16 protein-coding genes are annotated in these 12,941 nt (G+C 67.3%); 8 read left to right on the top strand and 8 right to left on the bottom strand.

All coding sequences use genetic code 11. From position 1 onward, the window contains the following. Positions 1-196: 196 nt before the first annotated feature. Positions 197-1,912 (top strand): acetate--CoA ligase, encoded by a 1,716-nt coding sequence (locus DES47_RS19330; protein ID WP_133702385.1) that lies wholly within the window; start codon positions 197-199, stop codon positions 1,910-1,912. Positions 1,913-1,924: 12 nt separating this feature from the next. On the opposite strand, the gene DES47_RS19325 is transcribed toward DES47_RS19330, so the two are convergent. Genes DES47_RS19325 through DES47_RS19310 form a run of 4 tightly spaced genes read right to left on the bottom strand, consistent with a single transcriptional unit; the run spans position 1,925 to position 4,029 of the window. Continuing rightward, entirely contained in the window at positions 1,925-2,671 is a 747-nt protein-coding gene (locus DES47_RS19325) for a hypothetical protein (RefSeq protein ID WP_133702384.1), read from the bottom strand. Positions 2,672-2,709: 38 nt separating this feature from the next. After that, a complete protein-coding gene (locus DES47_RS19320) occupies positions 2,710-3,243 on the bottom strand; it encodes a hypothetical protein (RefSeq protein ID WP_133702383.1) in 534 nt (177 codons plus the stop codon). A 35-nt stretch (positions 3,244-3,278) separates the two neighbouring features. Beyond that, a complete protein-coding gene (locus tag DES47_RS19315; RefSeq protein ID WP_133702382.1) occupies positions 3,279-3,500 on the bottom strand; it encodes a helix-turn-helix domain-containing protein in 222 nt (73 codons plus the stop codon). A gap of 16 nt (positions 3,501-3,516) precedes the next feature. Next, entirely contained in the window at positions 3,517-4,029 is a 513-nt protein-coding gene (locus DES47_RS19310) for a DUF2975 domain-containing protein (protein ID WP_166652077.1), read from the bottom strand. A gap of 116 nt (positions 4,030-4,145) precedes the next feature. On the opposite strand from DES47_RS19310, the gene DES47_RS28800 reads away from it, so the two are divergent. Then, entirely contained in the window at positions 4,146-4,313 is a 168-nt protein-coding gene (locus DES47_RS28800) for a hypothetical protein (protein WP_166652076.1), read from the top strand. A 19-nt stretch (positions 4,314-4,332) separates the two neighbouring features. Further along, on the top strand, positions 4,333-5,394 hold the full coding sequence (locus DES47_RS19305; RefSeq protein WP_133702380.1) for an aldo/keto reductase: 1,062 nt from the start codon (positions 4,333-4,335) through the stop codon (positions 5,392-5,394). 6 nt (positions 5,395-5,400) lie between these two features. Here DES47_RS19305 and DES47_RS19300 read toward each other — a convergent pair whose 3' ends face one another. Then, positions 5,401-6,609, bottom strand: a complete 1,209-nt coding sequence (locus DES47_RS19300) for an aminotransferase class V-fold PLP-dependent enzyme (protein WP_208115055.1) — start codon at positions 6,607-6,609, stop codon at positions 5,401-5,403. Positions 6,610-6,775: 166 nt separating this feature from the next. On the opposite strand from DES47_RS19300, the gene ybaK reads away from it, so the two are divergent. From ybaK to DES47_RS19280, 4 genes are read left to right on the top strand one after another with little or no spacing between them, the layout of a single operon-like run. After that, complete coding sequence (ybaK, locus tag DES47_RS19295; RefSeq protein ID WP_133702378.1) at positions 6,776-7,273, top strand: Cys-tRNA(Pro) deacylase; 498 nt, start codon at positions 6,776-6,778, stop codon at positions 7,271-7,273. Between the two features lie 6 nt (positions 7,274-7,279). Beyond that, positions 7,280-7,984 carry a glycerol-3-phosphate 1-O-acyltransferase PlsY gene (gene plsY / locus DES47_RS19290; RefSeq protein WP_133702377.1) on the top strand — a complete coding sequence of 235 codons (705 nt, stop codon included), beginning with the start codon at positions 7,280-7,282 and terminating at the stop codon, positions 7,982-7,984. Positions 7,985-7,986: 2 nt separating this feature from the next. Further along, complete coding sequence (locus DES47_RS19285) at positions 7,987-8,331, top strand: RidA family protein (protein WP_133702376.1); 345 nt, start codon at positions 7,987-7,989, stop codon at positions 8,329-8,331. Between the two features lie 31 nt (positions 8,332-8,362). Continuing rightward, positions 8,363-8,719 carry a glutaredoxin family protein gene (locus DES47_RS19280; RefSeq protein WP_133702375.1) on the top strand — a complete coding sequence of 119 codons (357 nt, stop codon included), beginning with the start codon at positions 8,363-8,365 and terminating at the stop codon, positions 8,717-8,719. A gap of 36 nt (positions 8,720-8,755) precedes the next feature. On the opposite strand, the gene DES47_RS19275 is transcribed toward DES47_RS19280, so the two are convergent. Genes DES47_RS19275 through DES47_RS19265 form a run of 3 tightly spaced genes read right to left on the bottom strand, consistent with a single transcriptional unit; the run spans position 8,756 to position 11,121 of the window. After that, positions 8,756-9,379: an L-threonylcarbamoyladenylate synthase gene (locus tag DES47_RS19275; protein WP_133702374.1), complete on the bottom strand. Its 624-nt coding sequence runs from the start codon at positions 9,377-9,379 to the stop codon at positions 8,756-8,758. Between the two features lie 12 nt (positions 9,380-9,391). Continuing rightward, positions 9,392-10,321: a DMT family transporter gene (locus DES47_RS19270; protein ID WP_133702373.1), complete on the bottom strand. Its 930-nt coding sequence runs from the start codon at positions 10,319-10,321 to the stop codon at positions 9,392-9,394. Then, positions 10,318-11,121, bottom strand: a complete 804-nt coding sequence (locus tag DES47_RS19265; RefSeq protein WP_243748410.1) for a PHP domain-containing protein — start codon at positions 11,119-11,121, stop codon at positions 10,318-10,320. Before DES47_RS19265 ends, DES47_RS19270 begins: the two co-directional genes overlap by 4 nt. 265 nt (positions 11,122-11,386) lie before the next feature. On the opposite strand from DES47_RS19265, the gene DES47_RS29620 reads away from it, so the two are divergent. Continuing rightward, positions 11,387-12,931 (top strand): methyl-accepting chemotaxis protein, encoded by a 1,545-nt coding sequence (locus tag DES47_RS29620; protein ID WP_133702371.1) that lies wholly within the window; start codon positions 11,387-11,389, stop codon positions 12,929-12,931. Positions 12,932-12,941: the final 10 nt, after the last annotated feature.

Genomic DNA, 12,941 nt, shown 5'->3' with positions numbered 1-12,941 from the left:
AAACGTGAGTAAATGCCCGTTTTGGGGCCACGTCTTGCTGTTTTCGGTGCTGGTGATGCCGACTTGAGCTTGACGCCGCAGGCTTGTGCGGTGCGCGAACCTGCTGCAAGCAGGCCTGAAAGGCCGCGCCCGAGGGTTGCGCCCCTCGCCAAATCCTGCCAAACCGATAGCATGTGAGACAAAAGGAGTGCCATTGATGCCGATTCGTGAGCCCCAGCCGGGCGGCCCAGACCACTACCGCCAGCTGCATGGGCAGTTCAAGTGGCAGGTGCCTGCGGGCTTCAACATTGCCGAGGTCTGCTGCGCCCGCTGGGCCCGTCACACCCCGCATGCCATCGCCATCCGCTACGAGCACGAGGACGGCCGCTGCGCCAACTACACCTACGCCCAGCTGCAGCAGGCGGCCAACCAGCTCAGCGGGGCGCTGCGCCGCCAGGGCGTGGAGCGCGGCGACCGGGTGGCGGTGGTGATGCCGCAGCGCTTCGAGACCGCCGTCGCCCATATGGCGCTGTACCAGCTGGGTGCGGTGGCGATGCCGCTGTCCATGCTGTTCGGCCCCGAGGCGCTGGAATACCGGCTGCAGCACAGCGAGGCGGTGCTGGCCATCGCCGACGAGTCCAGCATCGCCAATCTGCGCGCGGTGCGGCGTAAGTGCCCCGAGCTGGGCTGCGTGATCGCCGTCGGCCTGGCCGCCGGCAGCGGTGACCTGGACTGGGACAAGGCCCTGGCCCGCGAATCGACCCGCTTCACCGCCGAGCAGACCAAGGCCGACGAGGCCGCGCTCTTGATCTACACCAGCGGTACCACCGGCCCGCCCAAGGGGGCGCTGCTGCCGCACCGGGCGCTGATCGGCAACCTGACCGGCTTTGTCGCCAGCCAGAACTGGTTCGGCTTCGACGAGCCCGACGAGCCCTCGCATGCCGTGTTCTGGAGCCCGGCCGACTGGGCCTGGACCGGCGGCATGATGGACGCGCTGCTGCCGACGTTGTATTTCGGCCGCCCCATCGTTGCCTACCAAGGCCGCTTTGCGCCCGAACGGGCCTTCGAGCTGCTGCAGCGCCATGCGGTGACCCACAGCTTTCTGTTCCCGACGGCGCTGAAGGCGATGATGAAGGCCGTACCGCATCCCAAGCAGCGCTTTGCCATCAAGCTGCAGGCGCTGATGAGCGCCGGCGAGGCGGTAGGCGACGCGGTGTTCGCCTACTGCCGCGACGAGTTGGGCGTCACCGTCAACGAGATGTTCGGCCAGACCGAGGTCAACTACATCGTCGGCAACTGCGCCCGCTACTGGCCGGCCAAGCCCGGCAGCATGGGCAGGCCCTACCCGGGCCACCGCGTGGCCGTGCTCGACGATGAGGGCGACGAGTGCCCGGTCGGCGTGGCCGGCGACGTTGCCGTGCACCGCCGCGATATCCATGGCCACCCGGACCCGGTGTTCTTTCTGGGCTACTGGAAGAACGAGGAGGCAACGCGGGCCAAGTTCACCGGGGACGTCAGCGACTCCTGGTGCCGCACCGGCGACATGGCACTGATCGACAAGGACGGCTACCTCTGGTACCAGGGCCGCAGCGACGACCTGTTCAAGGCCGCCGGGTACCGCATCGGCCCCAGCGAGATCGAGAACTGCCTGGTCAAGCACCCGGCGGTGGCGAATGCCGCCGTCGTGCCCAAGCCCGACGCCGAGCGCGGCGCGGTGGTCAAGGCCTTTGTCGTGTTGGCAGAGGGTTTCGAGGGCTCGGCCGCCCTGGTCGAGCAGCTGCAGCAGCATGTGCGCGGCAAGCTCGCGCCCTACGAGTACCCTAAGGAGATCGAGTTCATCGCCGCCCTGCCGATGACGACCACCGGCAAGGTGCAGCGCCGGGTGTTGCGGCTGCAGGAGGAGGAGCGTTACCTGGCCCAGGCAGGTCACTGAGGCCCATCGTCGTCAGCGGGTCGCGCTGGCCCGCATGCTGAGCCGGCTGCCGCTTGGCGCCACCAGGCGTGCCGCATCCGGCCACTGCTCCTGACCGCTGAGTGTGGTACAGAAGCGGCTCGGTTCGCCCTTGACGGCGTCCGGGTCGCGGTCCTTGGGGTCGGCGCTCAGCGGCACGGCCAGCAGCTGACCCTGCTCAGGCCACTCCAGCTCCCACCGCGGCTGGTCGCTGCACACGCGCACGCCCAGCACCTGGGGGAAGAACATGCGCAGGTACCAGGGCAACACCTCGCTGCGCACCGTGTGTGCGGTCTTCATGATGCGGCGCACCTGCGCCATGTCCAGCTGCTCGGTCGGGGTCGTCAGGCGCAGGGTGGCGCGAATACCCAGGCTGCCCTTGGCCTGATTGGTGGCCAGATCGGCCTCCCTGGCCTGCTCCTGCGGCAATACCGGCAAATCGAACACCTGATCGGCGTTGGGCACGATGGGGATGTAGCGATCGGCATGCTGCAAGGCGATCTGGACCTTGCCCAACGGTTTGGACGGGTCGCTGGGCGTGAGCTTGAACTCGAGACGGAACAGACCCTGGCCGTGGCGCTGCAGCAGGCCCAGCAGCTCGTTGATGCGGCCATAGGGCATGATGGCCGGATCCTTCTGCAGCTGGACGGTCACCTTGTCCAACTGCTCTGGTTCGGCGGCGGATGTGGCGGTGCTGATCAGCAGCAGGGCGGTGGCGAGTAGCTTGAGGCCTGGTGTCATGGCGGGGGTCAGTAAGAGGTGGATCGGGTGGGTGAGCCTCAACGCCGGCACTTGCCGCGCGCCTCGGCCAGGGCCCAGAACGGCGCACTGAGCAGACCCATGCCGCCGCCCAGGAACTCGCCCTTCAGGCAGTCGCCCGTGGCGGCCTGCTGGACCTCCTGGCCGAAGCGTTCTCCGGCCGTCAGCCGGCGCGGCGCCTCACTGGCCTGCGCGGCCTGTTCGCGCATCGAGGGCTGGGCGGCGAGCTGGCGTACGGCCAGCCGGGTCTTCTCGGGGTCCAGCCAGGGTTTGGAGGCGGCCGGCTCCGGAGCGGCGACACTGGCCGCGGGTTCAGTGGGCAGGGCAGCGGTGATCGTGGCGGCTGGCGGCGCCTCGACGGGTTGCCTGATCGGCCGTGGTTCGGGGCGTGGCGCCAGGCCTGTCCGAGCAGGCAAGGGCGGCGTTGCTGCCGGCCGAGGCTCGGCGATCAGCTGCACCATCAAGCGTTGTTGCGGCGCTACCGGATTGCCCGCCCCGGGCCTGAACTGCATCATCAGCCACAAGATGCCGGTGTGCACCAGCAGTGTCAGCATCAGCACTGCCGCACGACGGGTGGGGCTGATTCGCCTCATTCTTCGTCAGCCCGGCCGGTCTCGTAGCTGAGCAGATCGCCGGGCTGGCATTGCAGCACCTCGCAGATCTGCTGCAGGGTATCGAAGCGCACGCCGCGCACCTTGCCCGACTTCAGCAGCGACAGATTGGCCTCGGTGATGCCGATGCGCTCGGCCAGCTCGCGCGAGCGCATCTTGCGCCGCGCCAGCATCACGTCCAGGGTCACGATGATGGGCATGTCTGGGCTTGCCCGGTCAGATGAACCCGGCGTTCTCATCGGCCACACGCACCGCCTCGGCCATCACGCTGGCGATGGCCAGCATGATCAGGCCGAACAGCAGGGCCAGATAGTCATGCCAATGCACATTCAGTATCAGTGCGCGCTGGCCGCTGGGGTTGTCCATCGTCAGCGCCAGGCCCACCAGGGCCACCGACAGCGGCTGGGCCAGCGGAAGGCACAACATGCCCTGGGCTACGCGCTTGAGCCGCAACACCGAGGCCGGCGTGAAGATCTGGCCCTGGCCGTAGGCACCGAACAGCGACCAGACCTGCCACAGCACGAACAGCGCCACCAGGGCCGGCAGCATCGAGGCCGCCGCGCCGAGTAGGCGGTTGTGCAAGCCGAGCTGGATGGCATGGGCCGCCAGGCCCCATTGCGAAGCGGCCGTCTGTTCGATCCAATCCGGTGATGACCAGACAAAGGCCGGCAGCACGATCAGGCACAGTGCGCCCAGGCCGCACAGGGCACGCACGCAGCGCGACAGCATTCGGATCCGGGGCAGGCTTGGGTGCATGGGTGTGGTGGGTCGCTGTGCAGGCTTGTATTTCGATGAAGTTTACTGTAAAACAATAAAAATTCGATGCCTTAAGTAAATTGACATTCATGTCGCGCTCAAGATTTCCTCGCTATCTCGGTGCTTTGCTGGTGCTGGCCGCGCTGGCCCTGGCGCTGTGGCTGATGCGCCAGGAGCCCCAGCTCAAGCTGACACAGGCACCGGCCTGCGAGCCGACGCTGTGCCCCGACGGGTCTGGGGCACACTCGCCGCTTTAAGCCGTCGCGGAGTCTGGATATGGAACACGTCACCCTGGGGCGCAGCGATCTGCGCGTCAGCAAGATCTGCCTGGGCACGATGACCTTTGGCGAGCAGGTGGGGCAGGATCTCGCCCACCAGCTGCTCAGCAGCGCCGTTGAGCAGGGCATCAACTTCATCGACACCGCCGAGATGTATGCGGTGCCGGCCCGTGCCGCCACCTATGGCGCGACCGAGGCCATCATCGGCGAGTGGTTCGCACGCAAACCCGGCATGCGATCAAAAGTGGTGCTGGCCACCAAGGTGGCCGGCCCGGTGCGTGGCTATGACTGGATTCGCAATGCCAGCCCGAACCTGACGGCAGACGACATCGTTGCCGCCTGCGAGGCCAGCCTGCAGCGCCTGCAGACCGATGTGATCGACCTCTACCAGATCCACTGGCCGGTGCGTCATGTGCCGATGTTCGGCGGCCTGAGCTACGACCCTGCCAAGGACAACCCCGGCCTGAGCGGCATCCACGAGCAACTTGAAGGCCTGGGCCGCCTGGTCAAGGCGGGCAAGGTCAGGCATGTCGGTGTCAGCAACGAAACGGCCTATGGCGTGTGCGAGTTCGTGCACCTGGCCGAGCAGCATGGCCTGCCGCGCATCGCCACCGTGCAGAACCCCTATTGCCTGGTCAATCGCGTGCTGGAGATGGGGCTGGACGAGGCGATGCACCGCCACGAGGTGTCGCTGCTGGCCTACTCGCCGCTGGGCTTCGGTGCGCTCACCGGCAAGTACGACGCGCAGGGCATCGCCGATCCGGCCAAGCCCGGGCGCCTGGCGATTTTCGACAGCCTGAAGAAGCAGCGCTGGGCCCGCGAAGACACGCTGGCCGCCGCGCGCCGCTACAACGCGCTGGCTGTGGCCCACGGCCTGACGCCCACCCAGATGGCCCTGGCCTGGTGCTACACCCGCTGGCAGACCGCCAGCACCATCATCGGCGTGACCACCCAGGCCCAGCTGGACGAGAACATCAAGGCCTGGGGCATGGTGCTGTCGCCCGAGTTGGTGATGCAGATCGACCAGATCCGCTGGCAGATGCGGGATCCGGCGCAGTAGTCGCTGTCAAGACTTCAGCCGGGCCAGCGCTTCGACGAGGCGCTGGACCTCGTCCTCGGTGTTCAGATAGGACAGCGTCGCGCGGACGATGCCGTCCAGGCCGCGGGCCTGCATGTCCAGCGGCGTGTAGGGCACGCCGTTGGCGCCGACCTCGATGTTCTGCAGCGCCAGCCGGCGTTTCACCTCGGCAGCGGCGATGCCCGCGACGGTGAACGACACCAGGCCGGAGCGCCCGGGGCCACCCAGATCCTGCACGGTGATGCCCGGCAGTTCACGCAGGGCCTCGCGCAGTTGCTCGGCCAGGCGCTGCACGCGGGCGAAGGCCTGGGCGAGGTCCAGGCGCGTTGCCAGCTCCAGCGCGGCACCCAGCCCCAGGGTCAGCGCCAGCGACGATTCGCTGGTCTCGAACATCTGGGCATCGCTGCGCAGCCGGGCCTGGTCCTCGGTCCAGGCGGCCGATTGCACGTCGACGAACACCGGTTCCAGCTGCTCCAGCAGCGCCTGGCGCACGTACAGCAGGGCGGTGCCGCGCGGCCCGCGCAGATGCTTGCGGCCCGCGCTCTTGAGGATGTCGCAGCCCAGCGCCTGCACGTCCACAGGCAACTGGCCCACGGCCTGGCCGGCGTCGATCAGATAGGGCACACCGGCGGCGCGGGTGATGCGGCCGATCGCCGCGGCGTCGTTGATCAGCCCGCCATTGGCCGGCAGCCAGGTCAGCGAGACCAGGCGCACGCGCGCGTCCAGCATGGGCGCCAAGGCCTCGGGGTCGACACTGCCGTCCTCGCGGCACGGGATCACCTCAACGGTGGCCCCCGTGCGCTGGGCTATGCGTTGATACGTGGCCAGCGAGCCGCCCCATTCCTGACGGCCGACGAGGATGCGCTCGCCGGCCTGCAGGGGCTTATTGGTCGACAGCAGCGCGGCCACGGCCAGGCCCAGCGCGCTGGAGCCGGAGCTGGCGAAGGCGATCTCGCCGACGCTGGCGTTGATCAGTCGCGCCGCGTTCGCGCGGGCACGGTCCACGCCCTCTTGTGCCGCGGCGGCCGCCTCCATGGGGCCGAGTCGGGCTTCGAGCTGCAGCTGCCCGATCACCGCGTCCAGCGTGGCCTGCGAGGGCAGGCCGGCGCCACCGTTGTTGAAATGCAGGCCCTGCGCGAGGCCCGGAGTTTGCAAACGCAGGCCTGTGATCAACTCGGTCAGCATCGAGGCTCCCAAATCCGCACAATCTTATGCCTTGTTTCTGTGGATAAGTCCGGGGGCAAGATGAGGACGGAGGCCGCCAGGCCGCGCCGGCATTGGCTTTGCCTTGGATTGCCGCAAAAAGGTGCAGTCTCCCGTGCGCCGTTGACGGGGCGAATAGCGAACGATTTATGCTTGACTCATGAGCAAGAAAGACAGCAAACACGTCAGCGAAACCCCGGCCACGCAGTTCCTGCGCCAGCAGGGCGTGGCCTTCACCGAGCATGTCTACGACTACGTGGAACATGGCGGCACGGCCGAGTCGGCCAAACAGCTGGGCGTGCCCGAGCACGAGGTCGTCAAGACCCTGGTGATGCAGGATGAGAAGGCGCAGCCGCTGATCGTGCTGATGCATGGCGACTGCCAGGTCAGCCTGAAGGAGCTGGCGCGGCAGATCCCCTGCAAGAAGGTCGAGCCCTGCAAGCCCGAGGTGGCCCAGCGCCACAGCGGCTATATGGTTGGCGGCACCTCGCCGTTTGGCACGCGCAAGGCCATGCCGGTGTTCGTCGAGGCCAGCATCCTGGAGCTGGCGAAGATCTGCATCAACGGCGGACGGCGCGGCTATCTGGTCGGCATCGACCCGAAGCTGCTGACCACGCTGGTGCAGGCCCGGCCGGTGAGCTGTGCCGGTGCACAATAGCCGGCTATGCAAGACACCCTCTATCCCCTGCTGGCCGCACTGGCCGGTTATCTTGTCGGCTCGCTGTCCTTTGCCGTCATCATCAGCAAGGCCATGGGCCTGAACGATCCGCGCAGCTATGGCTCGGGCAATCCAGGCGCCACCAACGTGCTGCGCTCGGGCAACAAGGCGGCCGCCATCCTGACCCTGGTGTTCGACGCGCTGAAGGGCTATGTGCCGGTACTGCTGGTGCTGCTGTTCGGCCAGCCCTATGGCCTGGGCGAGGGCACGGCGGCCATGGTCGGCCTGGCGGCCTTTCTGGGCCATCTGTGGCCGGTGTTCTTCCGCTTCCAGGGGGGCAAGGGTGTCGCGACCGCCGCCGGCGTGCTGCTGGCGATCAACCCGCTGCTGGGCGGCGCCACGCTGGTCACCTGGCTGATCATTGCCTACTTCTCGCGCTATTCCTCGCTGGCCTCCATGGTCTCGGCTGCGTTCGCGCCGTTCTACCAGATGCTGATCTGGGGCGGCGGCCCGGTCGTGCTGGCCATAGGCGTGATGGGCCTGCTCTTGATCTGGCGCCACGAGGGCAATATTCGCAAGCTGCTGGCCGGCAAGGAAAGCAAGCTGGGGCAGAAAGCCGCGGGCGCTGCGCCGGCTGCCGCGCACAAGCAAGTCCATGCCCATCCGCGTGGGCATTCGCACCATCACCATTCACACAAAAAGGGCAAGTAGTCATGGTTCAGCGTTTTGATGTCGGTCCGCGTCTGTCGGAAATGGCCGTTTACAACGGCACGGTTTACCTGGCCGGCCAGGTGCCCAGCGATGCCACGCAGGACGCGCAGGGTCAGACCCAGCAGGTGCTGGCCGCGATCGATGCGCTGCTGGCCCGCGCCGGCACCGACAAGACGCGCATCCTGATGGCGCAGATCTTCATCGCCGATCTGGCCGATTTCCCGGGCCTGAATGCCGCCTGGGACGCCTGGGTGCCGGCCGGCCACACGCCACCGCGCGCCACCGTCGAGGCCAGGCTGGCCAAGCCGGAGTGGAAGGTCGAGATCGTCGTCACGGCGGCGCTCTGAACTTAGCTTGATGGTCGGGCTCTGACCGGCCATGAACACTTTTCGCAAGACCTGGCTGCCGCTGATCGTGGTCGCAGCCCTCGCCTGGGGCGCGGCTTGGGGCCTGCGCAGCTGGCAGGCGGCTGATCAGGCCTCACGCCTGCAGGCTGCGGTGAAACCCGGCGACATCGTGATGCTGTCGTCGACCACCTGCTACTTCTGCGCCAAGGCGCGCAGCTGGCTCAACGCCCACGCGGTGCCGCACCGCGAGTGCTTCATCGAGACCGATGCCGCCTGCCTGGCTCAGTTCCAGGCGCTGCAGGCACAGGGCACGCCGACCTTTGTGGTGCGCGGCCGTCGCGTCGTCGGTTTCGACCGCGAGGCGATATTGGCGGCCTTGGAGCCGTAGCCCGGATGGAATCCGGGGCCCCGGATTGCATCCGGGCTACAGACCGATCCGGGCCGGATCGCCGCCACCCAGCCGCACCAGCACCGGCTCGTCGTCGCTGAGGTCGACCACCGTGGTCGGCTGCATGGCGCAGGCGCCGGCATCGACGATGGCCTGCAGCTGGTGGTCAAAGCGCTCGGCGATCTCCTGTGCGTCGTTCAGCGGCTCGCTGTCGCCCGGCGCGATCAGGGTGGTGGCCAGCAGCGGCTGGCCGAGTATGGCCAGCAGTTCCTGCGTCACCCGGTGCTCGGGCACGCGCAGGCCTATGGTGCGGCGCGAGGGGTGGCTGAGGCGGCGCGGCACCTCCTTGGTCGCCTCGAGAATGAAGGTGAAGGGGCCCGGCGTACCCAGCTTGAGCATGCGGTACTGCTTGTTGTCCACTCGGGCATAGCTGGCCAGTTCGCTCAGATCACGGCATAGCAGGGTCAGGTGGTGCTTGTCGTCGACGCCGCGGATGCGCCTGAGAGTCTCGGCGGCCGCCTTGTCGTCCAGATGGCAGACCAGGGCATAGCTGGAATCCGTCGGAATGGCCGCGATGCCGCCCTTGTCGATGATCTGCGCGGCCTGCTTCAGGAAGCGGACCTGCGGGTTGTCGGGGTGAACCTCGAAGAGTTGTGCCATTGTTTTTCTGCCTCAATCCGCGATCGTATCCTGCTCGACCGTCGAGTTGAGCCGTTTGGCCGACGCCTCGGCGAAGTTCAGCCAGACGCTCGAGGCGCCACAGGCGGCGATGACCAGCATGCCGGCCCAGGCCCAGCCGTCGGGCACATGGTTGAACATCAACCAGCCGACACCGGCGGCGAACAGGATCTGCACATAGACGAAGGGCATCAGCGAGCCTGTGCGCGCCATGCCCAGGGCCAGTATCAGCAGCAGATGGCCAAGCGTGCCCATCGCACCGATGATCAGCATCAGCACCCATTGCTGCGCCGTGGCCTGGCTCAGCAAGTTCAGCACCGGCACCTTTGCCAGCCACAGCACCGGTAGCAGCGCCACGGCGCCGACGGCGCCGGTGTAGAAGTGCGTGGTGATGGGGTTCTCCAGCGAAGCCAGGCGGCTGGTCAAGACCTGGAAGCAGCCGTAGCACAGTGCCATGGTCAGCGGCATCACGGCGGCCCAGCCGAACACACCGCTGCCCGGGCGTATCACGATCAGCGCGCCGATGAAGGCGCCCACCACCAGGGCCCAGCGCAGCGGCGACACCCGTTCGCGCAGCCAGAAGGCGGCCAGCATCGTCACCACCACCGGCGTCAGCATGCCGATGGCGGTGAACTCGGCCACCGGCATCAACTGCACGCCGTAGAAGCTCAAGGCGCTGGTGCCCAGCAGCAGGCCGCCGCGCAGCAGCTGGAACTTCGGGTGCGCCGCATGGAAGCCGGCGCGGCCGCGCCTGCCGGCCAGCCAGGCCAGCATGGTCACCGCCTGGAAGGCATAGCGAGCCCACATGAAGAGCAGCACCGGCAGGGTGGCGCCCAGCAGCTTGGCGCTGTTGTCAAGCAGCGAGAAGCAGGCGCCGGCGCAGAGCACCAGGACCACGCCCAGCAGGGGGCGCTGACGGTTCAAGGTTGATGGACCCGGTCTTGCAGGGCCTGCCAGACCGGGGTGAGCCGTCCTGGCAGATCGGGCAGGGCACCCAGGTCGGTGTGGCTCTCGGTCGGCGAGTGGAAGTCCGAGCCGCGCGAGGCCAGCAGCGAGAACTCCAGCGCCATGTCGGCATACTTCACCACGTCGGCGGCGCTGTGGTTGCCGGTCACCACCTCGACGGCCAAGCCGCCATGGGCCTTGAACTCGGTGAAGAGGGCGTACTCCTCGGTCGGCGTGAACGGGTAGCGGGCCGGGTGGGCGATCACGGCAATGCCTCCGGCCTGGGTGATCCAGCGCACTGCCTCTCCCAGGCCCGCCCAGCGGTGCGGCACGAAGCCGGGCTTGCCCTCGGTGAGGAAGCGACGAAACACCTCGGGGATGTCGCTGCACACGCCGCTGTCCACCAGATGCCGGGCAAAGTGCGTACGCGAAATCAGCTCCGGATTGCCGACGTACTTCAGCGCACCTTCATAGGCGTCCTTGATGCCGACCTGGGCCAGGCTGGCGGACATCTGCTGCGCCCGCGCGCCGCGGCCGCCGCGGGTGCTGTGCAGACCCTCGCGCAAGGCCTCGTTGTGCATGTCGAAACCCAGGCCGACGATGTGCACCACCCTGCCGGCAAAGGTCACCGAGACCTCGGTGCCGGTCAAGTAGGGCAGGCCCAGGCTCAGCGCGGCGTCCCGGGCCCGAGCCTGGCCGGCCAGTTCGTCATGGTCGGTCAGGGCCCACAGCTCGACGCCATTGGCCTTGGCTCGGGCGGCCAGCGCCTCGGGCTCCATCGTGCCGTCGGACACGCAGGAGTGGGAGTGCAGGTCGGCGTTGCTGCAGATGTGTTGGGTGCTCACGGCCCCGATTGTAGAGAGCATGAAGGCTGTCGGTCTTGGGGCCAGGGCTGAACCGGGGCGAGCCGGTGCTATTGCCACGGCAATGGCAAAAAGAGTGTTATGAATAAAACACGCAATTCCCTCTTTCGTCTTGTGTCATTCGCGCAGATACTGCGAACGATCACGACCTCGGCGTTTGTCAACCCTCAGGGAGTTCAAGATGAACAATGTCTCGATCAAGACCCGTCTGTTGCTGCTGGTCGGGGCCCTGCTGGCCCTGCTCGTGATCGATTCGGCCTCGTCCGTGTCGCGGCTGCGGCACAGCAACGCGGTGCTGGCCAGCATCTACAACGACCGTGTCGTGCCGCTGAAGCAGCTGAAGGCGATTGCCGATGCCTATGCGGTGAATATGGTGGACAGCACGCACAAGACCCGTGACGGGATCTTCACCGCGGCCCAGGGTGTGAAGGCCATCGACGATGCCCACAGCGTGATCGAGACGCAGTGGAAGGCCTATGTCGCCACCGAGCTTGTGGCCAAGGAGCAGGAGCTGGTGCGCCAGGTCGAGCCGCTGATGAAGCAGGCCGACGTGGCCGGTCAGCGCGCCCAGGAACTGATGCGCAAGAACGATATCGAGGGCCTGCGCGAATTCGCCGCCAAGCAGATGTATCCGACGATAGATCCGGTCGGCGCCCTGATCGAGCAGCTGATCACCGTGCAGCTGGTCGAGGCCGACCGCGAGTACAAGGAAAGCCAGGAGAACTACGAGGCGGTGTTCTGGCGCACCATTGTGCTGGCGCTGCTGAGTGTCAGCGTGGCCGGCGTGATGGCCTGGCTGCTGATCGGTGCCATCAGCCGTGGCATTGCCCGTGCGGTGCAGGTGGCGGAGACGGTGGCGGCCGGCGATCTGAGCTCGCGTATCGAGGTCCAGGGCACCGACGAGATCGGCCAGCTGCTGGGCGCACTCAAGCGCATGAATGACAGCCTGGTGGGCATTGTCGGCAAGGTCAGGCACAGCGCCGACTCGATTGCCACCGGCTCGGCGGAGATTGCCACCGGTGCAGCCGATCTGAGCCAGCGCACAGAGGAGCAGGCCGCCAATCTGGAAGAGACGGCGGCCTCGATGGAGCAGTTGACCGCCACCGTGGTGCAGAACACCGAGACAGCACGCCAGGCCACGCAGCTGGCGGCCAGCGCCTCGACGGTGGCCGGCCAGGGGGGCGCCATCGTCGGTGACGTGGTCAACACGATGGAGGCGATCAGCGCCAGCTCGAAGAAGATCGTCGACATCATCGGCGTGATCGACGGCATCGCCTTCCAGACCAATATCCTGGCGCTGAACGCGGCGGTGGAAGCGGCCCGTGCCGGCGAGCAGGGCCGGGGCTTTGCCGTCGTGGCCTCCGAGGTGCGCAGCCTCGCCCAGCGCTCGGCCCAGGCGGCCAAGGAGATCAAGACCCTGATCGGCGACAGCGTCGAGAAGGTGGACAACGGCTCGCGCCAGGTGGCCGATGCGGGCAAGACCATGGGCGACATCGTGAACCAGGTCAAACGCGTCAATGACCTGATCGACGAGATCAGCCATGCCAGCACCGAGCAGAGCAGCGGCATCGGCCAGGTCGGTCAGGCGGTCAATCAGCTCGATCAGGTGACCCAGCAGAATGCCGCGCTGGTGGAACAAAGCGCCGCCGCCGCCGAAAGCCTCAAGCACCAGGCGGCCGAACTGGCGCGCACCGTGGTGGCGTTCAAGCTGCCCAGCCCGGCCTGAGGCGGGACAG

Source organism: Roseateles toxinivorans, assembly GCF_004362525.1.
In the GTDB taxonomy this organism is placed as follows: Bacteria; Pseudomonadota; Gammaproteobacteria; order Burkholderiales; family Burkholderiaceae_C; genus Paucibacter; species Paucibacter toxinivorans.
The sequence above is the reverse complement of the archived record's forward strand: the minus strand, read 5'-3'. Positions and strand labels throughout refer to the sequence as shown.

Excerpts from the sequence above, each read along its gene's own strand:
- DES47_RS19330 (WP_133702385.1), top strand. The coding sequence starts at position 197 with ATGCCGATTCGTGAGCCCCAGCCGGGCGGCCCAGACCACTACCGCCAG.
- DES47_RS19325 (WP_133702384.1), bottom strand. The coding sequence starts at position 2,671 with ATGACACCAGGCCTCAAGCTACTCGCCACCGCCCTGCTGCTGATCAGC.
- DES47_RS19320 (WP_133702383.1), bottom strand. The coding sequence starts at position 3,243 with ATGCTGACACTGCTGGTGCACACCGGCATCTTGTGGCTGATGATGCAG.
- DES47_RS19315 (WP_133702382.1), bottom strand. The coding sequence starts at position 3,500 with ATGCCCATCATCGTGACCCTGGACGTGATGCTGGCGCGGCGCAAGATG.
- DES47_RS19310 (WP_166652077.1), bottom strand. The coding sequence starts at position 4,029 with ATGCTGTCGCGCTGCGTGCGTGCCCTGTGCGGCCTGGGCGCACTGTGC.
- DES47_RS28800 (WP_166652076.1), top strand. The coding sequence starts at position 4,146 with ATGTCGCGCTCAAGATTTCCTCGCTATCTCGGTGCTTTGCTGGTGCTG.
- DES47_RS19305 (WP_133702380.1), top strand. The coding sequence starts at position 4,333 with ATGGAACACGTCACCCTGGGGCGCAGCGATCTGCGCGTCAGCAAGATC.
- ybaK (WP_133702378.1), top strand. The coding sequence starts at position 6,776 with ATGAGCAAGAAAGACAGCAAACACGTCAGCGAAACCCCGGCCACGCAG.
- plsY (WP_133702377.1), top strand. The coding sequence starts at position 7,280 with ATGCAAGACACCCTCTATCCCCTGCTGGCCGCACTGGCCGGTTATCTT.
- DES47_RS19285 (WP_133702376.1), top strand. The coding sequence starts at position 7,987 with ATGGTTCAGCGTTTTGATGTCGGTCCGCGTCTGTCGGAAATGGCCGTT.
- DES47_RS19280 (WP_133702375.1), top strand. The coding sequence starts at position 8,363 with ATGAACACTTTTCGCAAGACCTGGCTGCCGCTGATCGTGGTCGCAGCC.
- DES47_RS19275 (WP_133702374.1), bottom strand. The coding sequence starts at position 9,379 with ATGGCACAACTCTTCGAGGTTCACCCCGACAACCCGCAGGTCCGCTTC.
- DES47_RS19265 (WP_243748410.1), bottom strand. The coding sequence starts at position 11,121 with ATGGAGCCCGAGGCGCTGGCCGCCCGAGCCAAGGCCAATGGCGTCGAG.
- DES47_RS29620 (WP_133702371.1), top strand. The coding sequence starts at position 11,387 with ATGAACAATGTCTCGATCAAGACCCGTCTGTTGCTGCTGGTCGGGGCC.